Here is a 19,314-nt window from a genome sequence, read left to right as displayed (position 1 = left end):
GGGGGGCAGAGGTACAGGGCTACGCCCTGTAACCGCCCGGGGCCTGCGGCCCCTCCCCGCCGGGCCTACGGCCCGTAACCGGCGGGGCCTGCGGCCCCTACGCTGTGTGGTGGGTGGCCGCGCCCTACGGCGCGGGTGGTGCGCTGAGCTGGGCGTTTATCGGGTGGCTAGCCACCGCGGCACTACGTGCCGCTACGGTGTGTAGCCTAGTAAGGGTGCCCTACGGGCACAGAGTGTGACTCTGTCACAGCTTCGTAACGTCACTCTCTGTGCCTTGACGTGGGCATTGGAAACCCCCCGCGTGTCGGGCGCGGGGGGTTCAGCGGCGGCCGGGGGGGCTCGAACGGGGGCCGGCCGTCGGCGATGCTTCGGCCCCACCTCCCCCCGGCCGCCTGTCCGGGGTGACAACCTACGGTTGTCGTACGAGCACCAAACGGGGGCCGTCGGTGCGGAAGGGCCCGAGGCGGCCCGCTGGCGTCTTACCGCCGGCCCTCGGGCCGATGCTCGCGGTGTGCTGGATACGGCCCCACAGGCACGGCTCGGGGTGCTGCCACTGGCGGACGAGCCGGGCCTTCGGCCCGCGTATGGCACTCACGTACTCACGTCCTCCCCGGCCCGCCAGGGGCCCCGGCACAGGCGTCGGTGTTCCCGGTTGCTCATGAGCCCGCATGCCGGGCACCGGAGCATGCCGAGCCTGCGCAGCTTGGCCGGTGAGCCGTCCTCGGTCACGAAGGGCCACGGCGGAATGCAGTCGGCCGCGAAGGCCAGCACCACGAGCCCGGCGACGAACGACGCGGCCCGCCCGAGCCCCTTCACGTAGCGCTGCACTTCGCCCGTGTTGGGCGTGGCTTCGGCGCTCACGACTCGTCACCCCCGAGCCGTACGCCGTCGAAGGGCAGGGGGCCGGTTGGCTGCGGCTGGTTCACCTGGTGATCGCGCGGCTTGCGCCACGGTGCCGGGTCCCGTGCGTCTTCGAGTACGGTCCGCCCGAGATCCATGCAGCCGTCGCAGATGTTGACGCCGGGGCCCACGAGCACGTCCCGGCGCTCGTCTGCGGGGTTCCCGCAGAACGAGCACGCATCGGCCCCGGCCTTGCTCGCGCGCGCCTCGGGGATGCCGTAGGGGGACGGCACGAACCGGAGCACGCCCGCTGTGTGGACGAGCCGGGACAGTTCGGCCGTGGACAGATCCACGGACCCCGAGCCACGGGTGAGCGCGAGACGGGGCCCGCCGAGCCCGGCGTACCAGACGAGTTCGAGATCCATGGACGCGTCGTCGTCGGCGATGTTGATCGGGTCACTGCTCACAGAGCACCGTCCGGCGGCCGATGGTGAGGACGTGGCCGGGGCCGTCGCACAGCACCGGGAACCGGCGTCGTAGCAGCCGGGTCCAGTTGTGGGCGAGCACGTCGGCGTGCGGGTCCTGATCGAACGAGGCGTCCCGCGTGCCGAGCGCGAGCATGAGCGCGGATAGGGACAGGGAGGCCAGTTCCTCGGGGATCGAGGGGACGTCGTCCGGGACGCGGGTGAGGGGCCATCTCTGGCTCATCGGGTGACTCCTGTGGTGCGGGCGTGGCGGGCTCGGCGCGCCTGGCGGGCGGCCGGGACGTCCAGCTTCGGCGCGAGGGACGCCGGGGGGCCGGACGGGAACAGCTTCACAGGCTGCGGCTGCGACGCGGCGCGGCACTGTGCCTCCCACCGGCGGGTGTCCCACGCGGCGTAGGCCATGCCGAGGCCGAGGACGAGCACGACGGGAAGGGCCAGGATCAGGACGTCAGTCCACATCGTCGTCCCCCTCGGGCCAGGTGCAGCAGTAGCACTCACGCGGGCAGTCCATGCCGGGGTAGTTGTCGGCCGGTGCTGGCGCTTCGGTGGCTCCCCGGGCGAGATCCGCGTCCGGGTCCGGGGTGAGGGGGCCGGTGATACGAGCGATGCGGCGTTGCCGGTCGCGGCGCGCTGCGGTCCACGCGTCGGGGGCCGGCGGTTCGGTGGCGCGGCGGATGAACAGCACGCCGGGGGCCGGGGTACTGACTTCCACGGGCCCTTCGTACTCGGGTGGGACGCCCATGAGACCTCCACAGTCTCTCTGCCGGTAGGGACTGCTCGTCACGGTACACCCAACTGCGGCATATGCAACGGTCCTTGACATAGCGAAGGGCCGCCGCTCCGGGGGGGTGGAAGCGGCGGCCCTTCGTCGGTGGGGCCCGCGTCGGGTTGGGCCCGGCGGCCGGGTGGGGAACCGAGGGAGGTTGTTCACCCGGCCGCCGTGGTGGGGCGCGCGGCCCCTACCGGCAGGAAGGGACCGCGCTGCTGCCGAAGGTATCACGCGCCCTCGGTGGCGAGAATGGCCGCGCGGTCTTCGGCGTAGATGCCGACGCGGCCGACGGCCAGGGCGGTTCCCTGGCACGCTCGCGCGAGCAGTCGCCACATGTCGGGGGTGTCCACCGACACCCACACCACGAGCGCGGCCGTGACGGCCAGCTCGGCGAGCACGCGCCTCATGCCGTCTGGCCGAGCCCGGTCGGGACGGCCACGCCGAGCAGCGGCGCCACTTCCGCGAGCGCTTCGAGCAGCTTCACCACGTCCTCGGCGGCCACGATCGCGCCGTTCAGGGTGATGTGGTGGTGGCCTTCCACGTACTCGATGGTGTGCTCACCGAGGACGGCCACCTTGTGGATGACGTCCGAGAATGCGCTCATGCTGTCACTTCGCCTTCGTGGGAGTGTCGGTGCCGGCGGGGGCGTCGGCGTCGGGGGTGTCGGCCGCGGGCGTCGGAACAGCCTTGTCCACCAGCGCGTGGAGCGCGTCCCGCTCGGCCTCGCTGGCGTGGTGGACTCGGCTGACGATCTCGTGAAGCAGGTCATTGAGCACGACGGCCCCTCACAGTTCGATGGTGGCGTGCCCGCTGTAGAGCGGGTATTCGAGGATGGTTGCCCGCGCGAGCGCGGACTGTCCGGCGGTGCCGCCGGTGATGACACAGAACAGCCGGTTCGTGGGGGTGACCCACAACTGATCCGCGCCGAGCCCCTGGAAAGCGGGGAGCGTGGTCATCGAGGGCGCGGCCCACTCTCCGGGGCCGTAGGTGGCCGGGTTACCGACGTACCAGTTGGCCGAGCCCGCCAGGGTGCCGGACAGCCCGGCCGCCGGTGCCACGGCCAGAGTCTTGACGGTCCACCGGCGGCCCATGGCGGGGGCCCCGAAATCCAGCAGCACCGTCCCGGACGCGGGGACGTCCCCGCCCTTCGTGAGCACGGCCTGAATGGGGAGGGCGCGCGCCTGGCGGCCGTCGGTGACGAGCTGCTTCACGCCCTGGCCGATGTCGCCGAGGCGGGCCGACAGTTCGAACCACGCTTTCGGGCCGTCGGGGGCCGGCCCCGGCGTCGTCTGTATCTCGCCGTTCTGGGTCACTCGTCTGCCTCCGTGGGCGCGGCCGACAGCATCCCGGTGAGTCGGCCCCCGGCCAGCACGTCAAGGCAGACGTACCCGAGCAGCATCACGCCCACGAGCAGCACGCCCGCAAGTGCTTTGTCACCCACGCCGAAGGGACGCGATTCCACCGGGGCCGAGTCGTCGGCGGCGGGGATATCGGGTGTCTCTTCCATGGCCCGAGGATACCCCCCCGGGGTATCCTCCGGATATGGCAGAAACAGAAACCGGCGAGTTCGAAACTCGGATCGCGGCCCTCGAAAAGTCGATCGGTGAACTCCGGAAGATGCTCCGGGGGAACGCCGAGAAGTACGACGCGATCGGCGCGGACGTCTCGGCCGCCCTCGACAACACGTCCCGCATCGCGGAGATGATGGCGGAGGTACTTCCGCTCATCCGCCGAGCGGCCCCGCTGCTCGATTCGCCCATGGCCAAGATGGCCACCACGAGCCCGGCCGCCGCCGCCCTGAGCTGGTTCGGGGGCCGCCGTGGCTGATGACCCGAAGGACGACAAGGGCGGCCAGGGCCAGGGCCAGGGCCAGGGCGGCCAGGGCGACGGGATCGAGGCGACCGTTCGGCGCATCCTGGCCGAGCTGCTGCCGAAGGCCGGCGGCCGGGGCCAGGCGGCCGAGCACGACGTCACGGCACAGGTAGAGGCGGCCGTCGCGAAGGTGCACGAAGGCAAGGAAGCGGCCCGGGTCATGGAGGAGATACAGGCCCGGCTCAAGGCGGTTGAGGACCGGCCGGTGGTGGAGAAGAAGCCGAAGGAGTACCGCAAGATCACGCTCCGGATGTGGGGCGACGATGACGACGACTGACGCCGAGATCCGGGCATGGGCCAATGACAACGGGGTGCCCTGTAACACGCGCGGGATGGTGCCGAAGGCGGTCAGGGACCAGTACGAGGCTGCGCACCCGGCGGACGACAACCCCGGGTTGTCGTCCGACGAGCCCGCACCCGAGCATGGGTACGCCGAGGCCGAGGCGGCCCCCACGCGGCCCCAGACGGCCGACGACGTCCCCCCGCTTCCGCCGCCCGGCCGGTTCGGCAAACTCGGCCGAGGCAAGGGCGGCACGGTCGTACGGGCCAAGCCCGAGCGCAAGCGGGTGTCCCTGGAATCCCTGGCGGCGGGGGCGTGGACGCTGCTCGGCCAGGCGGCACAGTCGCGCGGGCTCGTCCCCACCGGCCGCGCGCTCGTCATGCAAGCGCCGGTGGCCGGGATGATCCTGGAGGACACCCTTCGGGGCACCGTCGTGGACAAGGTGATGCAGCCGCTCGCGCGCGGCGGGGAGTCGGCGAAGGAACTCGGCGCGCTGCTCGGCGTGCCGGTGCTCGTCACCATGGTCACGCTCAAGCCCGAGACTCAGCCGGTCGCGCTCCCCATGCTCAAGAACCTCATGAGGGAGTGGGCCATCATCGCGGGGCCCCGGATCAAGGCTCGGGAGCGCCGGGAGCGGCGCGCGATGGAACAGCTCGGCGTGGACGAGACCGGGCTTGACGAGATGGTGGACGGCTGGATAGCCGCGCTGTTCATGGGCCCTGACGAGTGGGCCGAGGACGGGGCCGAGGATGCCTGACCTGTTGGGGGCCGACGTCGTCGGCAAGACATGGGACGAGTTCTTGACGTGGTTCGCGCGCGTCTGGAAACAAGGCCAGCACGTGGCCTTGGTCGGCCCCACGGGCATGGGTAAATCGACGTTCGCGTGCGGCATCCTGGACCTACGGAAGTACGTGCTCGCGCTGGACCCGAAGGGCGGGGACTCCACCCTTGAGACGTCCGGGTATGAGCGGCTGACACAGTGGCCGCTCCCCGATAAAGCGTGGGACGCGATCACCGAGGGCCGCCCGGCCCGGTTCATCGTCGGGGGCTACTCGCGCACCCTGGAGGACCGGGCCCGGCTCACGGTGCTGCTGCGGGACACCCTCGAAGGCGTCTTCGAGGCCAGGGGGTGGACGGTCTACGCGGACGAGTTCCAGTTGTTGGCGGACCGGAAGATGATGAACCTGGGGAAGCAGGTCGAGACGCTGCTGATCGCGGCCCGGGACAAGCGGATCACGGTCCTCACGTCGTATCAGGCCCCGGCGTGGGTCCCGTCGGCCGCGTCCCGCCAGGCCACATGGGTGGTGCTGTGGCCCACCCGTGACGTGGATGTGGTCAAGAAGCTGGCGAACGTCGTCGGCCGTGATTGGCGGATGCTGTGGAGCGCGATGAAAGCCCTCCCCCCGTTCCACGTGTTGGTGGTGGGCCGGAACCCTCACGAGCCGATCGTCATCACGAGCGCGCCCGAGCGGCCGAGCCGCTACACGAAGGCGGCATGAGCCCGGCCGCGTAGGACGAGATGACGTACGACGGCCCCGGTACGTCAACGTGTTCACGTACCGGGGCCGCGTGCTACCGTCGTCCCCATGACGACACAACCGAGGGAGACACCGAGGGGTAATCAGTGCCCACGGTGCAGCAAGACGCACGAGGAATGCGCGGACGGCCAGCGCTGCGAAAGCTGGCGGATCTCGTACGAAGTGTGCCGGACGTTCGGCACCCGTCCCCTACCGAAGGCACAACGACGCCGGAAGGCCGGCACACAGTGAGGCCGCGGGGCCCCCGGACACCGGGGGCCCCGCTTCACGTGATGTTGCCGAGGGGAACGGATACCTCGAAGTACACGTCAGTGCTGGCCGTCGCGATGTTCGCGTTGATCGAGACGTTCCCGTTCGAGTTGATCTCGGCGTATCGGGCCGTGGCCGTGCCGCCGCTGTTCGAGACGCCGGGGGACCGCCGGGTGACCTTCGGCCGGTAGCCCGTCGGGAGCGTAAAGATCGTGGCGGCCGGGGTGGTGCTCGTGGTGTGCACGGCCCCGTCGATCACGAGATTGTCCATGGCGTCGGTGCGGAACTGTAGGGGCTGCACGGTGCCGCCCGAGGGGCCGGCGGCCCACCCGGTGCCGAGGCTGGCCGGTGTCTGCCACGCCTCATTGAGCTTCGTCCACGCCCCGGTGACCCACGCCGCATTGGAGTTGATCCACGTCCGGGCCGCGTCAACGATCGCTTCGGACAGGACGTCACCGTTCGACGTCTGCGGGCCGCCGTACAGACTCAGCGTGGCCGTGGCCCCCGGCGTGGCGCTGTTCGTGGGCGACTCGATGAACACGAGCGGGGTGTTCGTGCCGAGGCGTGACTGAGTCGTGGCCCCGGTGGCCCCGTTGTTCCACGTCACCCCGGATACGACCGTGGGCGAGAACTGCATGAGCACCGAGCCGCCGCCCACGGCCACCTGTATGCCCGCGCCGCTCGGGGTGGCGTTCCACGTGGCGGCCGTGCCGTCAAGGTTGATCGTGCCGGTCGGGTCGTACAGGGTGAGCCCGGCCGCGTACGCGTTGCCGAACGGGTCCGTCCCGGCCGCCGCCGCGATGGACAGGATCAGGTTCCCGAGCGCCGGGGTCCCGTTGTAGTACAGGGACACGCCGCCCTGCGTGGTGCCGTTGCGGATGACGATGTTGTTGAACTCCGCCGAGCCGTCACGGTTGATACTCCACCCCGTGGACCCGGCCACGTAGTTGGGGGAGCGGACGGCCGGTCGGATCAAGACGTTCCCGCCGAACACGGGGTTCGTGAAGCCACCCACCGGGGGTCACCTCCATATCCAGCCGGACACTGCGAGCGTGCCCGTACGCCCCGAAGTGCCGCCGGTCCATACGCAGTACAGGGGCTCGTCCCGTTGCAGGAAGATGTGAGCCGTGGACTGATCGCGGTTCCCGCTGTAGGTGCCGCCGCGCCACGCCACCGGGGACACAACCCCCTGATACAGATCGGCCTCGGGGATCACCGTTGCCGTGGCCGGATCGTCCGTGAACACGCCGGTCAGGTTGATCTCCCACAACTCGAACTGCGGCGGGGTGACCTTGAGCGTGAGTGTCCCGTCGGCCGCGAACTTGCCCGAGGCCGAGGCGGTGAGCGGGAACCGCGTCGCGGGGTAGTCGTGGGGGCTGCTCAATGCCTCAGCCCTTCCACGCGCGCGGTGAGCGCGGCCAGCTGCTCCCCGTGCTGCGTCACGCGCTCGGTGAGGGCGCGGTGCAGCTCGTCAGATGACGACACATGCCGGGTGAACGCCGTGCTCGTGGATTCGAGCGTGACGGCCAGGCGCAGGAGATACCGCAGCGTCCCGCCGAGGACGCCGAGCACGGCCGCCGCCGAGGCGGCCACGGTCATGATCTCGGCCGGGTTCATCACTCCCCCTTGCTGGCGGACGCTCCGCCGGCCTTCGAGCCGGACGACGACGAGCCCTGATCGTCGGACTGAGCCGAGGGCCCCTGTCCGCGCTGCTTCCGCCGCGCGTGGTTCTCGGCGGCCCGCCGCTCACGGTTGAGCCTGAGCTGTTCCTGATTGGCCTTCGAGCGCCTGGCGCTCGACGACGACGGCCCGGCCTTGAGCGCGCCGGACGCTTCGGCCGCCTTCGCGGCCACACCGCCGGCCCCGGGGATCACCTGTGCCGCCTTCGCCACGCCTTCGAGCGCGCCGGAAGACTTGAGTCCGTACGCCGCAAGGATGATCAGGCCACCGGACGCAATGATGCCGCCCGCGATGAGCAACAGCGCGCCCTCGATGGCGCGCGCCTGGCCTTTGGTCAGGAGGCACACGCCGCCCACGAGAGGGATGTCCATCCCGATCAGGCACTTCGGATCGTCCTTGTAGGACGCCTGTGTGGCGTTCGCGGCCGAGGCGTCCTTACCGGTGGTCAGGACACCGTCCGAGACGGACGAGCCGGACGAGCCGACGCCCCCGGCCGGGGCCTTCGCCATGAGCGCGAGCACGGTCCTCACGTAGTTCCGGACCGTGGTGTTCCCGTCGGACGCGTTGCTGTTCGGGTCCGGGGACCCGCTGAACCACGCGGCGGCGGCCCCGGCGGCCCCGTACTTCTGGTAGTACCCGCCGAGGATGACGCGGGCCATCTGATCTTGCATGTCCCTGCTGTTGAGGAACTGCTGAGGGGTGACGGAGTGGCCGAACACGCGGCCCGCCCACTCGTTCCCGCCCGCCAGGTGCTCGGGCATGACCTGATACGCGCCGAGGGCCCCACCGGGGTTGTGCGCCTTGTAGTTGCCTCCCGACTCCATCTGTCGGATGGCCCACAGAAAAGCATCCTCGGTAGACGCGGGCATGGTGGGGCCCCCGATCAGTTCTCGGTGCCGGGCGCGTTGGACTTGAGCCCGGCCTTGAGCGCGTGTCGGTACTGGGCGTACATCGTGCCGCCGGCCAGCACCCCGCCCCAGATGATCGGGGCGGGCCGCTTCGTCACCATGGCCGCGATGCCGATCAGCACGGCCGACTCAACGATGCCGATGTGCACCCACTTCATGAGGGTGGCCTGTCGCTTGCTCGCGTTGATCTCGGCCGTCTGCGGGGAGCTGCACGACGCTGCTATGCACTCCATCACGAGCCCGGCCGCCACGAGCATGGCGACCGCGTCGCCCTCGGTCATGGCCCCGACGTCTGCCACGGGGTCTCTCCTGTCAGGTGAAGCGGACGGGCCGACGCCACGTCCGCTTGTCGCTCGGGTCCATCTCCACAGTGGGCGCGGGCAGGTTCAGGGGGACGGCCCCCGAGCCCTGTAGCGCGCCCTGGCGGGTGTCCACCCACACGTGGGGGTACGGCGGGGTGTGCACGCGGCGGAGTCGTCCACGGGTCCACATGGCTACGCCCTCCCTGCTCTCTGCGCGTACGTGCCGAAGGTCCCGGGCGCGATCAGGAGAGCGGGCTTGTTGTCCGGCCCGAGCCCGGTGTAAAGGTCCTCGTACGTGAGCAGCCCGCCGGGGGTGCGGCGCACGACCGAGTCAGGGACGGTCGGGGCCTCGGTGGGCCCGTTGCTCGTCCCCACCACGCGGAGATCCGGGCCGCCCGGGGGCCGCGTGAAGCGCGGGCCGTCCTGGGCCCGCGTGCCGCCCTTGCACTTCCCGCCACAGCCGATGCACATGGGCATGTCTCCTGTCTCGATGGACGACAACCCGGGGTTGTCGTCCGGATCACGCGCCGAGCCTGATCTTCATTCCGGGCTGCAACGCCCGCTTCGGGTCCCCGTGGAGGTGGTTGATCCGCTGTAGGTACTGCCACCCGCCCTTGACGTGCTCGTGGTTCGCGATCCCCCACAGCGTGCTGTTCCACGGGGTGTGAGGGGACGGGTGCCACTTGACGACGGTCACTGTCCGGGGGCCCGGCTTCGGCTTCGGCTTCGGCTTCGGCTTCGGCTTCGGCTTCGGCTTCGGCTTCGGCTTGTCGTCGTCGTCGTCGTCATCGTCGTCGTCGTCGTCCGAGGGCTTGCCCTGGAGTTTCTTGATCGCGTCAAGGATCGCGTCCGCCTGTGACTCGGACAGCCCTTGATTGATCGGGACCAGACTCGTGGGCGGTGTCTCGCCGGACCCGGCCGCCGCCGAGTCGGCCGCCGTGGTGGCGGCGGACCCGCCCCGCTTCCAGAACCACAGCAGCCCGCCGATACCGCCGACGCCGAGGGCCCACACCCACAGCGGAAGCGGACCGATCCGCTTGTTGAGCCCCCCGCCGCCCGACGTCTCCTCACCTTCGGCCACGGCTTACCGTCCCCTCCACTGCGGCCACGTCTGGATCACGGCAGGCTGCCCGATCTGAGACTGACCACCGACGCGCCGCGTCTTCTGCGCGATGCGCGGCATGTTGTAGACGCGCCGCGCCGGGACCGGCATTTGGTTGTCGCGGAACAGCCCCACCGGCGGGTGGCAGTGCTCGGCCGTCGGGTAGTAAATGCTCGGGTACATCACGTCCGGGCTGACGTAGCTCGGCTGATTCGAGCGGGTGCCGGCGGCCGTCTGCGGGAGCGCGTTCGGCTTGGGGGCGCGTATGGGCGTGGTGCCCGGGGAGCCGTGGACGCGCATGAGTCCGTTGCTCGATGCCGTGGGCATGATGGCCGGTTGCGGCATGAGCGCACCCACGGGGCGGCCGGGGGCTCGGGGGTCCAGCATCGAGTAACGCACGGGCCACCTACTTCGGGGGAGTGCCGAGAAGTGCCTGCTCGGCGGGGGTCATGATGGACACGAGACCGGCCGCGGCGGCCTTGGTCCCGGCCGGGTGGATCAGGACGTCGGCCACGATGATGCCGACGACGACGAGCCCGGCCAGGCCGAGCAGTGATGTGGGGCGCATGTCACTTCGCCTTCGCTGTCTTGGACTTGGACCCGGGGGTCTTGGACTTGATCGCGTTACCGGCCGGGTTGTCCCACAGCGTCAGGAACGCCGCCGCGTCGAACCCCCACGCGAGCGTGGACGCCAGCTTGGGCGCGGACTCGCCGAGGATGCCGAGCAGCACGAACAGCCCGCTCGTGGCCAGCAGCTCGGCGGGGAGCGGGGGCCGCTTGTTCTTGCGCACGTCCTTGTAGGTCATGAGACCTTCGCCGACGAGCCACGCGAGGATGACACTCTTCACGCGTTGAACACCCCCCCGCCGGACGACGACGAGCCCTTGCCCTTCGCCGATGCGCCGGACGTGTTGGGGTCCGTGTAGGACCATGGCGCGTCGCCCGGGTGGTCCCCGGGGGCCACGCCGTTGTGGCCCGGCCCGCCCATCGGTGAGGGGGCATCGTCCTTGACCAGCGGCGGCGGCCAATGCCCGTCCCACTTGCCCGGGATGACGATCTCGCCGAGGCCGATGTCATACCCCTTGATCTTGCAGAACCCCCAAAAGAGCAGCGTGTAGCCACCCCAGAGGAGCCCCATCCCGATGGCAGGCATGGGCCGGCCTTAGCGGACGGCCGAGGACGGCATGGGCTTGAGGAACTTGTGGTACGCCCACAGTCCACCGGCGCCGACGACGACGCCGAACAGGAACGACTTGTTCATGATCTTTTCCCTTCGTGCGAAGTGCCGGCGGTTACCGGGGGAGCGTGTACCAGAGCCACACCAGGAACACCGTCGCGGCGACGCCGACGCCGACGGACCCGTATGCGGCCGTGTGGCCGGGGCCCCCGGGCATACCGCCCGAGGTGACCCCGTACGCCCGCGCGCTGATCGTCTGCGCGGCGGGCTCTTGCGCGTAGGACGGGGGCAGCGATGCCGCCGGGACGGCCGCGCCCATGCTCATTCCGAGGCTGAGTCCGGGCATGGCCTACAGCTCCGGGAGTCCCTGGATCAGCGTCCCGGACGGGACCACCTGACCCACGAGGCACGAGAGGGTGTACGGGCCGGTGCCGCCGGTTCCCCACGGCGCGCCCTGGATCTCGATGAGCGTTCCGGGGTTCGTGCTGAGGAAGGTTTCGCCGGTGTCGAACAGGCCCTGGTTCTGCTGGTTGAGCGACGTCTTCCGGCTGAACGCCACGACGCCGGTGGGGCGGGTGGTGTTCTCGTAGGTGTTCTGCATGTCGTCGTACACCTCGTTGAGGGACGAGTCGATCAACGGAACACCGTCCACGAGCAGCCTGAACTGCGACGGCCAGGCGTCCACGCGCGCGCCGGTGGAGTCGCGCAGAATCAGGATGATCTCGGAGAGGTAGCCACCGAGGCGGGGGAGCTGCACGGTGGTGGTGCTGCTCGGCGCGATCGTGGGGTTGGCCTGCTGGTACACCCACTGACAGGTGGTGCCGAGGCCGGGGGGCTCCACGGACACGCCCTCGGGCAGCCAGTAGAAGTCGGCGTCGCAGCGCGCTTCGAGCGTCGGGAGCGTCGTCGGAACGGTGCTGTAGACCGTGCCCGAGGCGGCCATGTTCAGGGTGATCGTCGGCAGCAGCGAAGCGTTCGCGCCCGAGATCACGCCGTATGCCTTGACGAATTCGAGCGGGAGGTAGGTCGAGAACTGGAAGTTCCCGGTGGCCGCCGCGATCGCGCTGTACGACTGGAAGGACGTGATGTCGCGCATCGGGCCGATGCCGAACTGACCCGAATACTTCGGCAGGAGGTACAGCATCTCGTACCCGGGGCCCACGATCAGGGGGTTGCCGAAAGCATCCTTAACCGTGACAAGTGAGACACAGTTGAAGGGTGCGTCCGCCTTACCGGCCACCGAAGTGCCGGAACCGCCGGACGCGGTGATGGTGTACCGGTACCCGCGCACGTAGCCCGGCACGCTGACGAGTGGCTGGGTCACGGTGCCGCCGAACTGCACGCCGGTGACGTCGTACTGCTGACGGCGGCCCGGCTGAGAGTGGCGAATGAAGGGCCCACCGGCGGGCTCAATCGTCGTCTGTGGCTGCTGCTTTCCGGTCGCGATCCCGGACGTCTGGGTGGGCGTACTCACGCGAGCACCGTCACAATCTCGGCCACTCCGTGAACGAAGTTGCCGCGCGAAGTCTGGGCCAGGGTCTTGGACGCCCACAGCCGCGCCAGACCGAAGGCCGGCCGGACCGCGATCACGGTCAGGACTGTGAGTTCCATGATTCGTCGGGTCGGCACAGGGCCCTCCCCTTGCTGTAGGCGTATACCCCCGGGGGGTATGTCGCTAGCATGGTAGCGCTGCGTATAGGCCGTAGCCAACAGTGATGGGGTGTGCGCAATGCTCACGTACGGACTCGACGTCTCGGGCGAACAGTCGGAAGATCTCCCCGGCTCGGTGGCGGGGGTGTCCTTCGCCTTCGTCAAGGCGACCGAGGGACACACCTACGTGTCCCCGGTGCAGAAGGCACAGGCGGCATCGGCCCGTAAGGCGGGCCGGACCGTGGGGTTCTATCACTTCCTGTGGCCCGGGAACATCTCGGCACAGGCCGAGTGGTTCGTGACGCAGTGCGCGAGCGTCCCCGGTGACATCCTGGCCGTGGACTGGGAGACCACCGAGGCCGGCACCTACGCGAGCAACAAGGAGAAGGACGCGTTCCTTGCGGCCGTCAAGCGGCTGCGCCCGAACCACCGGATCGTCCTGTACTGCAACACCGATTTCTGGTTCCACCACGACTCGACGTCCGCCTGTGGCGACGGCCTGTGGATCGCGGACTACACGAGCGCGGGCCGGCCCCGGATCGAGCACCCGTGGAAGTTCCATCAGTACGCGGACGGCCCGAGCTACGACCGGGACGTCTACAACGGCTCGGCCGCGCAGCTTCACGACTGGGCGCGCGGGCTGCTGTAGGACGACAACCCCGGGTTGTCCCCCGGCGTCCCGGCCGACGACTCCACGGCCGGGACAAGCGAACGGCCCCTCACGCGTCCGTGAGGGGCCGTTCTACCGGGCCCGATCAGGTGGGCCCACCGCCGTCGGAGTCTGCGGCACCCGGTACGACCCAGAGTAGGCGAACGGCCCCGCGCACCTCTACGCGGGGCCGTTCTGTGTGTCCGGCACGGGCCGTCCGTTCCACGGCCCCGGCTCGGCGCAACCCCCCAGGCTCCACCGGACCGGCGCTCGGACCGGGGCCACTGTAGCGCGGCCAGCTCGGGGCCGACGAGCCCGGCCGCGAAGGCGGGATGACGTACGGCGGCCCCCGTACGTTTGTCGGTTCACGTACGGGGGCCGCGTCACTGTCCTGTGGGGGGCCTTCGCGGGCCCTATCCGGATACCCGGATCACACCGCCTTACGCGCGCGGCGCGCGGCCAGCTCGTCGCCGACGTGGGCCCGGATCGCGTCGCGCCGCTCGTTGATCTTCTTCGTGATCGAGGGGATACCGAGCTTGCGCGCCATGGCCGAGGGGCCCCACCGCTTCACTGCGTTCTGACGGCTCATGCTGTGGCCCGCGTAGCCAAGCTGCGTCGCGATCTCCTGAAGACTCCACCCGTTCTCGACGTGGAGCCGGTAGCCCGCGCGGTCGATGGCCGTCTTGAGTTCTTCCTGAAGAGTCAGGAAGTACGCGAGCGCTTCCGGGTTCTCGGACGCGCGGCGTTCCATGCCGAGGATCGCGCGGCCGAGGAACTTCGCGTACTCGTCGTCCTCGATCGGCTGCTTCCGGCGCTTCGGTGCGGCGTGCTTCGCCATGGTGAAACTCCCTCAGTTCCCTGACCCCCCGACGGGGCCGTGCCCAGTCTATTGCACACAAACTAAAATCCGCTACAGTTTGAGCGCGGCACTTCGAAGTGTCGCAAGGGACTGTGAGGAGAAGTTTCGATGACTCATGCCATCGAGCAGGAAGACAGGTTGCGGCCGTACCGGCCCCATCCGCACACGCTCATGCTCATGCTGCGGGCGTCCGCAGTTGACGACGGCCAGGGCGGCCCGTGGCTCACGCTGACCCGTGCGCACGACAACCCGGCCGTGTTCCACCACCACATCGGACTGACCGCACCGACGGCCTACAGCACCGACCGGGTAACGCTGTGCTCGGGGACGGAACTCTTGGGAAGGTTCTGCTCCATCACGCACGGGGTGCCGGCGGACATCATCCGGCCGACCGGGGCCGAACTGCGCGCGCTCGGCGACTGGTGCTGTGAGCGGGTCAAAGTCGAGTTGTGGGACGCGGACGTGGCCGCGTGGGTCCGGTGGTACATGGGCCCGCTCGCGAAGGACAAGCGGGCAACTGAGTTCGGCGACGCCATGTCTCGGGTGCGGTCACTTCGGTGGCTGCTGGCCGAGGCATGGCTGAGGTAGGTGCACGGTGCCCGGCCGACAACGCGAAGGTGTCGGCCGGGCACACCGCACATTGCGCGCAGTATCGCCGGGCCTACTGGGAGCGGAACCGCTCCCTGACCCGGCGTGTGTGCTGCTGCGCGTCGCTCCCCCAAACTGCGCCGGAACTCAGCGAAAGTCCGAGGAAACTGTTCATGGGTGACATGCCTTGTGTGTGGTGCCTGTTGTGGCTGAACACCGCGCCCGAGCGGCGGCCGGTGGAAATACTCGCCTACCCCTACGGGGCCACGGCCGAGCGGGAACCCGAGCCGGTTCCCGTGCGCGGGTGGGCCCACGCCGAGGAACTGACGTACGGGGGTCAGTTCCACATCCGGGAATCCCGGGACGGGACGTACTTCGGCCTGGACGCCAAGACGCTCGTCTCCGGGGATGCGTGCTGCATCGGCCATGCCGTGGGCGCGCTGCGTTCCCGCGTCCGTTGAACGACAACCCCGGGTTGTCGTCTGTTTCGCCCCCGGCGTCGGGCCGGGGGCCAACCCTTGAAAGTGAGTGAAAGTGGCTGAGAAAGCGGCCGAGACCCTTGCCCAGGTTCGGGGGAAGATCCGCAAAGACCGGGACCTGATCGCGAAGGCCGAAGCGCGGATTGTCGAGAACCTGCGGCGGGCCATCGAACTCGGGGCGTCCGCGCCCGAGGTGGCCGAGGACGCCGGGTACACCGTCAGCCGCGTGGGCCAGCTCGTGGGCGGGGTGCGCCGGGTGCGTAAGGCGGCCGGGACGCCGAACCCGAAGCGGCCGAAGGCGGCCAAGCCCGAGCGCCAGGCCGTGGCCGATGACCCGGACCCCGAGCCCGCGGCCGAGGCCGAGGACGAGCGCCGGCCTTCGTTCACGCCCGGGGCCGTGGACCGCGTCCGCCAGCTCGGCCACGCGGCCGGGCTCGTGTCCGACCGGTGGGCCAAGCCTCGGGAGGAACGGCGCACGCTGTTCGTGAACGTCGCCACCGGGAAGTGGCACGCGTCCCACGGCAACAACCCGGCCCACCACTTCGAGGGACAGCTACCGTGGCGCGCGGGCTCGGCGGCCGAACTGCTCGAAGGCGTCCCGGCCGGGACGGAGCGCGTGTTCTTCGTCGGCCCGTACCGGCCGGGGGTGACCCCGGACCGGGTACGCGAGCACGGTTCGGCGGCGGCGGCGGCCCGCGCGTGGTTCCTGGACCCGGTCCCCGAGGGGTGGTCCGGCAGTCACCATCTGTCGGACGACGCGTCACTCACCGGCCGGTGGAAGCACACCGACGGCCGCGCCCTCGAAGTGCAGCACGCCGCCGTGTGGTTCGGGCACGGGGACTACTCGGCCAGGGACGCGGCCATGGCGTGGGCCGCGCTGCGGCACATGCTTGACGCGGCGTGCTCGGGGACCGTGCTCATGTCCACCCCCGCCACGACGGGCCGGGACATGTGGCGTCGGATGATCCCCGAGCGCTCGAAGGGGTTCCCGGTGCTGTCCGAGGAACTGCGCCAGCTCATCCATCACACGTCCGGCCAGGGCCGCCGCGAACTCGTCTCTCACGAGCCGGTGAGCGTCGGCATGGTGACGCAGTACGACATGCGCATTGCCTACGCCGCGCTCACGTGGGGGATGCCGGTCGGCCTCCCGACGATGGTGAACAAGCGGGCGTGGGACGCCCTTGACGACGACGGCCAGGCGGCGGCCCTCGGGCGGCGGGGCCGGTGGCTCGTCCGGGCCACGGTCCCCACCGGGTGGGACCACATCGGCATCCTCCCCCACCTGTCCGCCGAGGGGTGGGTGTGGCCGTCCACCCCCGGCCAAACGTTCCGCTCGTGGTGCTCGGCGTCCGAGCTGGCCGTAGCGCGCGAGCACGGGTGGCGCTGCGACGTCATCGAGGGGTTCCACTTCGCCGAGGGAAAGCCGCTCAACAACTGGCGGGACGCGCTCATGAGCATCTACACCCGGGCCGAGTCGGCCCCGGCCGAGGCGGGCCGCTCCCCCCAGCTCGTCAAGGCGGCCGTGCGGATGATGCTGCTCGGCACGATCGGGGCCTTCGCGTCCCGGGTCCGGGCCGTGACCCACACGGCGGCCGAGGGCGAACCGCTCCCCACCGATGTGCAGGTGCGGGAAGTGGCCGGGCGGTACGTGTGGGAGACGGCCGGGGAGCGCTCGGAGTGGACCGAGCGCACGAGCCATCCCGAGTGGGCGGCCGAGATTTGGGGCCGGTGCCGTACGCGGCTGCTCGAACACCCCATGGTGGACGGGGTCCGCACGGGCGCGCTTCACGTCCCGCCCGGGTCGGTGATCGGACTGCGCACCGACGGCCTGACACTCGTGGGTGACCCCGAGTGGCCGGACAACGGCAAGCCCGGCGTGTTCCGGCTCACCGGCCGCGCCCGGGGCTCGTTCGAGTGGCCCCAGAGTGACGGGGCCCTGTCCGAGTTGAAGCGGACGATCGAGGGCGCGTACGAGACGGGAGAGATGCAGTGAGCAGTCAGGATCTCGTGAACGAGCTGCTGTCCATGGGCATGACGAAGGCCGAGATTGCTCGGGCCGTGGGCCGAGACTCGGCCGTCATGACGCAGATCGAGCGGGGGGCCAAGCCGTACCGGAACCTAGAGCCGTCGTTGCGTGCGCTGCGTGACCAGCGCCAGGGGAAGCCCGTCACGATCCCCGAGGCCCCGCGCCGCATGACGAAGAGTGGCCAACAGGCGAAGGTCCGGCAGAAGACGAACTATGCGGACAGACGTGTGGTTCGTGTGAAGCAGCAAGCCGTACGCTCGGGGGCCCGCTCGATCCGGAACCGGCTCCGCCAGGCGGCGGCCGACGGCTCGAAGGTGGCGTTCACGGTGGTCTACCCGACGTCCGTCCCGATCGGTAAGAGCGGCCACCGGGAACCGCCGGCCTCGGAGACTGAGCACACGATCGAACTCGGTTTTGGTGGCGCTCACCAGGGGGAAGGGCACGCTCAGGACATGCTCGATCGCGTGGAAGCCGAGGGCGGGGACGTGGGCGCGGCCCTGTCCGCATACATCGCGCAGAACGACTTGGGCGACACTGAGGGGGTCACTCCCCTGGCGATTGAGCTACGCGTATGGGGTTAGGGTAGGTTGCGCTCCGGTCAGGTTCCGTCACAGATCGTGTTGCGACAGACGTTCGATAAGTCACGGGACCTTCACCGACGCACCTTGCTACCGGCCCTACGGAATGTAGGTGTACGCTGCGGATTGGCTGTCAGCCAGTGATCAACCGCACACGTTTGTGCGAGTAAGGAGGGGGTAAAAGTGGACACACTCCGTAACTCCCTCCCCACGTGCGAAACCCCCGGGCCTGACCGCCCGGGGGTTCGCTGTGCCTACGCGGAAAGTGACTCACGGGACTGTGAGGATGGCACTCCGCAGAACGGAAATGGGCAGGTCACGGCGGCACAACTCGTAACCCTTGCCCGAAGTGGGCGTTACTCCAACCAGCCTCCCGACAAAGGCGGTGCAACTTTGTAATACATATGTGCAGGTCACAGGGTTGGGAGCCCTGAAAGACCTACCGTCTGTCCCCGGTGGGACGTGCCTAACACGCAAAGGGCACGGTATCACGCCGGAAATTGAGTTCGCGAGACGATGACAACTCTGAGTTGTCGTCATGCTCAATTCTGGCCAGGGACGCCGACCGGGCCCCTAGGTGGGCCCCGGTGGACGAGAGCGGGCACGCCGGGAGGCGGCCCCGTGGAGTCGGCCCCGGGAAGGCTGCAAGGTTGCTCTCAGTAACTATTGCAGGGTGAAACGGGGAGAGTGTGACGGCCAGCTCGGCGCGAACCGGGCCGCCTACACCACAGCTACCGGGTGCCCCGATGGGGGCCATGGGGACAGTGCCGAGCCTGAACGGCCCGCACGCGGGGACGCGTACGGGGACCGGGAAGGGGCCCCAGACGCCGGATCGGGACCCCGTGCGCCCTCGGTGCAGAACCGGCCGAGCGGCGAAGCAGGGCAGGCCAGGCATGGCCGATACCCGCAGCCTCACGGGGACAGACGGAGTGTGTCGGCCGACGCGCCGCCGGCCTTTGCGGGCTCGGCGCGTTCGGTGGGGTGGCGTAGCAGGGGGGGGTATGCCCGGACGAGACGCCGTAGGCGGCGGGGGGAACCTGTGGGCCACAGACGGCCGAGGGGCCGGCCGTGGGCGTAGCCCGGCCGGTGGGGGGTGATCGGGTGGGGGGTGCGGTCCCGGGACGGCGGACGACAACCGCAGGTTGTCGGGGAAAAGTTGCGCGCGGGGGTTGACACGGCGGCGGGGATGTGCCGTAGGCACGACCGCGGAGAGTGACCGTCACCGTCCGTGAGGGCCGCAGGCCCGGAGGTGACGCGGCGTAGCCGCATGGCCTCTGCCCCCC

Annotated in this window: 34 protein-coding genes; 9 read left to right on the top strand and 25 right to left on the bottom strand. The window is 69.9% G+C overall.

Annotation, left to right across the window (positions count from 1 at the left end; translation table 11 throughout):
• Nucleotides 1-591: 591 nt before the first annotated feature.
• From B446_RS35905 to B446_RS35870, 10 genes are all read right to left on the bottom strand, one after another.
• Nucleotides 592-861, bottom strand: a complete 270-nt coding sequence (locus B446_RS35905; protein WP_020943858.1) for a hypothetical protein — start codon at nucleotides 859-861, stop codon at nucleotides 592-594.
• Nucleotides 858-1,307 (bottom strand): ClpX C4-type zinc finger protein, encoded by a 450-nt coding sequence (locus tag B446_RS35900; protein ID WP_020943857.1) that lies wholly within the window; start codon nucleotides 1,305-1,307, stop codon nucleotides 858-860. Before B446_RS35900 ends, B446_RS35905 begins: the two co-directional genes overlap by 4 nt.
• Complete coding sequence (locus tag B446_RS39460) at nucleotides 1,297-1,548, bottom strand: hypothetical protein (RefSeq protein ID WP_020943856.1); 252 nt, start codon at nucleotides 1,546-1,548, stop codon at nucleotides 1,297-1,299. The genes B446_RS35900 and B446_RS39460 overlap by 11 nt, the downstream gene beginning before the upstream one ends.
• A complete protein-coding gene (locus B446_RS39455; RefSeq protein ID WP_020943855.1) occupies nucleotides 1,545-1,784 on the bottom strand; it encodes a hypothetical protein in 240 nt (79 codons plus the stop codon). The genes B446_RS39460 and B446_RS39455 overlap by 4 nt, the downstream gene beginning before the upstream one ends.
• Nucleotides 1,774-2,037, bottom strand: a complete 264-nt coding sequence (locus tag B446_RS35885; protein WP_148305770.1) for a hypothetical protein — start codon at nucleotides 2,035-2,037, stop codon at nucleotides 1,774-1,776. The genes B446_RS39455 and B446_RS35885 overlap by 11 nt, the downstream gene beginning before the upstream one ends.
• A 284-nt stretch (nucleotides 2,038-2,321) precedes the next feature.
• Nucleotides 2,322-2,501, bottom strand: a complete 180-nt coding sequence (locus B446_RS39115; RefSeq protein WP_148305769.1) for a hypothetical protein — start codon at nucleotides 2,499-2,501, stop codon at nucleotides 2,322-2,324.
• Nucleotides 2,498-2,698 carry a hypothetical protein gene (locus B446_RS35880; RefSeq protein WP_020943853.1) on the bottom strand — a complete coding sequence of 67 codons (201 nt, stop codon included), beginning with the start codon at nucleotides 2,696-2,698 and terminating at the stop codon, nucleotides 2,498-2,500. The genes B446_RS39115 and B446_RS35880 overlap by 4 nt, the downstream gene beginning before the upstream one ends.
• 4 nt (nucleotides 2,699-2,702) lie before the next feature.
• Entirely contained in the window at nucleotides 2,703-2,870 is a 168-nt protein-coding gene (locus B446_RS39450; protein ID WP_158506809.1) for a hypothetical protein, read from the bottom strand.
• A 9-nt stretch (nucleotides 2,871-2,879) separates the two neighbouring features.
• Complete coding sequence (locus B446_RS35875) at nucleotides 2,880-3,407, bottom strand: hypothetical protein (RefSeq protein WP_020943852.1); 528 nt, start codon at nucleotides 3,405-3,407, stop codon at nucleotides 2,880-2,882.
• Nucleotides 3,404-3,601 carry a hypothetical protein gene (locus tag B446_RS35870; protein WP_020943851.1) on the bottom strand — a complete coding sequence of 66 codons (198 nt, stop codon included), beginning with the start codon at nucleotides 3,599-3,601 and terminating at the stop codon, nucleotides 3,404-3,406. Before B446_RS35870 ends, B446_RS35875 begins: the two co-directional genes overlap by 4 nt.
• A gap of 35 nt (nucleotides 3,602-3,636) precedes the next feature.
• Between B446_RS35870 and B446_RS35865 the strand changes: the two genes are divergently transcribed.
• From B446_RS35865 to B446_RS35850, 4 genes are read left to right on the top strand one after another with little or no spacing between them, the layout of a single operon-like run.
• Nucleotides 3,637-3,921, top strand: coding sequence for a hypothetical protein (locus tag B446_RS35865; protein ID WP_043479952.1), 285 nt, complete (start codon nucleotides 3,637-3,639; stop codon nucleotides 3,919-3,921).
• Nucleotides 3,914-4,243, top strand: a complete 330-nt coding sequence (locus B446_RS35860; protein ID WP_020943849.1) for a hypothetical protein — start codon at nucleotides 3,914-3,916, stop codon at nucleotides 4,241-4,243. The genes B446_RS35865 and B446_RS35860 overlap by 8 nt, the downstream gene beginning before the upstream one ends.
• Nucleotides 4,230-5,003 (top strand): histone-like nucleoid-structuring protein Lsr2, encoded by a 774-nt coding sequence (locus B446_RS35855; protein ID WP_020943848.1) that lies wholly within the window; start codon nucleotides 4,230-4,232, stop codon nucleotides 5,001-5,003. The genes B446_RS35860 and B446_RS35855 overlap by 14 nt, the downstream gene beginning before the upstream one ends.
• A complete protein-coding gene (locus tag B446_RS35850) occupies nucleotides 4,996-5,745 on the top strand; it encodes a hypothetical protein (protein WP_020943847.1) in 750 nt (249 codons plus the stop codon). The genes B446_RS35855 and B446_RS35850 overlap by 8 nt, the downstream gene beginning before the upstream one ends.
• A gap of 304 nt (nucleotides 5,746-6,049) precedes the next feature.
• On the opposite strand, the gene B446_RS35845 is transcribed toward B446_RS35850, so the two are convergent.
• The 14 genes from B446_RS35845 to B446_RS39435 form a co-directional block, all read right to left on the bottom strand.
• The gene (locus B446_RS35845) at nucleotides 6,050-7,009 is read right to left on the bottom strand and encodes a hypothetical protein (RefSeq protein ID WP_420010355.1); all 960 of its coding nucleotides are present in this window, start codon (nucleotides 7,007-7,009) and stop codon (nucleotides 6,050-6,052) included.
• Nucleotides 7,010-7,054: 45 nt separating this feature from the next.
• Complete coding sequence (locus tag B446_RS35840) at nucleotides 7,055-7,417, bottom strand: hypothetical protein (protein ID WP_020943845.1); 363 nt, start codon at nucleotides 7,415-7,417, stop codon at nucleotides 7,055-7,057.
• On the bottom strand, nucleotides 7,414-7,650 hold the full coding sequence (locus B446_RS35835; protein ID WP_043479949.1) for a hypothetical protein: 237 nt from the start codon (nucleotides 7,648-7,650) through the stop codon (nucleotides 7,414-7,416). Before B446_RS35835 ends, B446_RS35840 begins: the two co-directional genes overlap by 4 nt.
• Entirely contained in the window at nucleotides 7,650-8,582 is a 933-nt protein-coding gene (locus tag B446_RS35830; protein WP_148305768.1) for a lytic transglycosylase domain-containing protein, read from the bottom strand. The genes B446_RS35835 and B446_RS35830 overlap by 1 nt, the downstream gene beginning before the upstream one ends.
• Before the next feature lie 14 nt (nucleotides 8,583-8,596).
• A complete protein-coding gene (locus tag B446_RS35825; protein WP_020943842.1) occupies nucleotides 8,597-8,920 on the bottom strand; it encodes a hypothetical protein in 324 nt (107 codons plus the stop codon).
• A 195-nt stretch (nucleotides 8,921-9,115) separates the two neighbouring features.
• A complete protein-coding gene (locus B446_RS35815; RefSeq protein ID WP_020943841.1) occupies nucleotides 9,116-9,394 on the bottom strand; it encodes a hypothetical protein in 279 nt (92 codons plus the stop codon).
• Between the two features lie 49 nt (nucleotides 9,395-9,443).
• A complete protein-coding gene (locus B446_RS39445) occupies nucleotides 9,444-10,004 on the bottom strand; it encodes a hypothetical protein (RefSeq protein ID WP_020943840.1) in 561 nt (186 codons plus the stop codon).
• A 3-nt stretch (nucleotides 10,005-10,007) separates the two neighbouring features.
• Complete coding sequence (locus B446_RS35805; RefSeq protein ID WP_148305767.1) at nucleotides 10,008-10,352, bottom strand: hypothetical protein; 345 nt, start codon at nucleotides 10,350-10,352, stop codon at nucleotides 10,008-10,010.
• A 79-nt stretch (nucleotides 10,353-10,431) separates the two neighbouring features.
• A complete protein-coding gene (locus tag B446_RS39440) occupies nucleotides 10,432-10,593 on the bottom strand; it encodes a hypothetical protein (protein WP_158506807.1) in 162 nt (53 codons plus the stop codon).
• Between the two features lies 1 nt (nucleotide 10,594).
• Nucleotides 10,595-10,873 (bottom strand): hypothetical protein, encoded by a 279-nt coding sequence (locus B446_RS35800; RefSeq protein ID WP_020943838.1) that lies wholly within the window; start codon nucleotides 10,871-10,873, stop codon nucleotides 10,595-10,597.
• The gene (locus B446_RS35795; protein ID WP_020943837.1) at nucleotides 10,870-11,178 is read right to left on the bottom strand and encodes a hypothetical protein; all 309 of its coding nucleotides are present in this window, start codon (nucleotides 11,176-11,178) and stop codon (nucleotides 10,870-10,872) included. Before B446_RS35795 ends, B446_RS35800 begins: the two co-directional genes overlap by 4 nt.
• A 139-nt stretch (nucleotides 11,179-11,317) precedes the next feature.
• Nucleotides 11,318-11,548 carry a hypothetical protein gene (locus B446_RS35790; protein ID WP_020943836.1) on the bottom strand — a complete coding sequence of 77 codons (231 nt, stop codon included), beginning with the start codon at nucleotides 11,546-11,548 and terminating at the stop codon, nucleotides 11,318-11,320.
• Between the two features lie 3 nt (nucleotides 11,549-11,551).
• Entirely contained in the window at nucleotides 11,552-12,676 is a 1,125-nt protein-coding gene (locus tag B446_RS35785) for a hypothetical protein (RefSeq protein WP_148305766.1), read from the bottom strand.
• Complete coding sequence (locus tag B446_RS39435; protein ID WP_158506806.1) at nucleotides 12,673-12,813, bottom strand: hypothetical protein; 141 nt, start codon at nucleotides 12,811-12,813, stop codon at nucleotides 12,673-12,675. The genes B446_RS35785 and B446_RS39435 overlap by 4 nt, the downstream gene beginning before the upstream one ends.
• A gap of 118 nt (nucleotides 12,814-12,931) precedes the next feature.
• On the opposite strand from B446_RS39435, the gene B446_RS35780 reads away from it, so the two are divergent.
• The gene (locus tag B446_RS35780) at nucleotides 12,932-13,501 is read left to right on the top strand and encodes a glycoside hydrolase family 25 protein (RefSeq protein WP_020943834.1); all 570 of its coding nucleotides are present in this window, start codon (nucleotides 12,932-12,934) and stop codon (nucleotides 13,499-13,501) included.
• Between the two features lie 430 nt (nucleotides 13,502-13,931).
• On the opposite strand, the gene B446_RS35775 is transcribed toward B446_RS35780, so the two are convergent.
• On the bottom strand, nucleotides 13,932-14,339 hold the full coding sequence (locus B446_RS35775; RefSeq protein ID WP_020943833.1) for a hypothetical protein: 408 nt from the start codon (nucleotides 14,337-14,339) through the stop codon (nucleotides 13,932-13,934).
• Between the two features lie 129 nt (nucleotides 14,340-14,468).
• On the opposite strand from B446_RS35775, the gene B446_RS35770 reads away from it, so the two are divergent.
• The 4 genes from B446_RS35770 (at nucleotide 14,469) to B446_RS35755 (ending at nucleotide 18,034) form a co-directional block, all read left to right on the top strand.
• Complete coding sequence (locus tag B446_RS35770) at nucleotides 14,469-14,948, top strand: hypothetical protein (protein WP_020943832.1); 480 nt, start codon at nucleotides 14,469-14,471, stop codon at nucleotides 14,946-14,948.
• 173 nt (nucleotides 14,949-15,121) lie between these two features.
• Nucleotides 15,122-15,409, top strand: coding sequence for a hypothetical protein (locus B446_RS35765; RefSeq protein WP_020943831.1), 288 nt, complete (start codon nucleotides 15,122-15,124; stop codon nucleotides 15,407-15,409).
• Between the two features lie 73 nt (nucleotides 15,410-15,482).
• Complete coding sequence (locus B446_RS35760; RefSeq protein WP_020943830.1) at nucleotides 15,483-17,420, top strand: hypothetical protein; 1,938 nt, start codon at nucleotides 15,483-15,485, stop codon at nucleotides 17,418-17,420.
• A 14-nt stretch (nucleotides 17,421-17,434) separates the two neighbouring features.
• Nucleotides 17,435-18,034, top strand: a complete 600-nt coding sequence (locus B446_RS35755) for a hypothetical protein (protein ID WP_148305765.1) — start codon at nucleotides 17,435-17,437, stop codon at nucleotides 18,032-18,034.
• The last annotated feature ends 1,280 nt before the right edge of the window (nucleotides 18,035-19,314 follow it).

Source organism: Streptomyces collinus Tu 365, assembly GCF_000444875.1.
In the GTDB taxonomy this organism is placed as follows: Bacteria; Actinomycetota; Actinomycetes; order Streptomycetales; family Streptomycetaceae; genus Streptomyces; species Streptomyces collinus_A.
The sequence above is the reverse complement of the archived record's forward strand: the minus strand, read 5'-3'. Positions and strand labels throughout refer to the sequence as shown.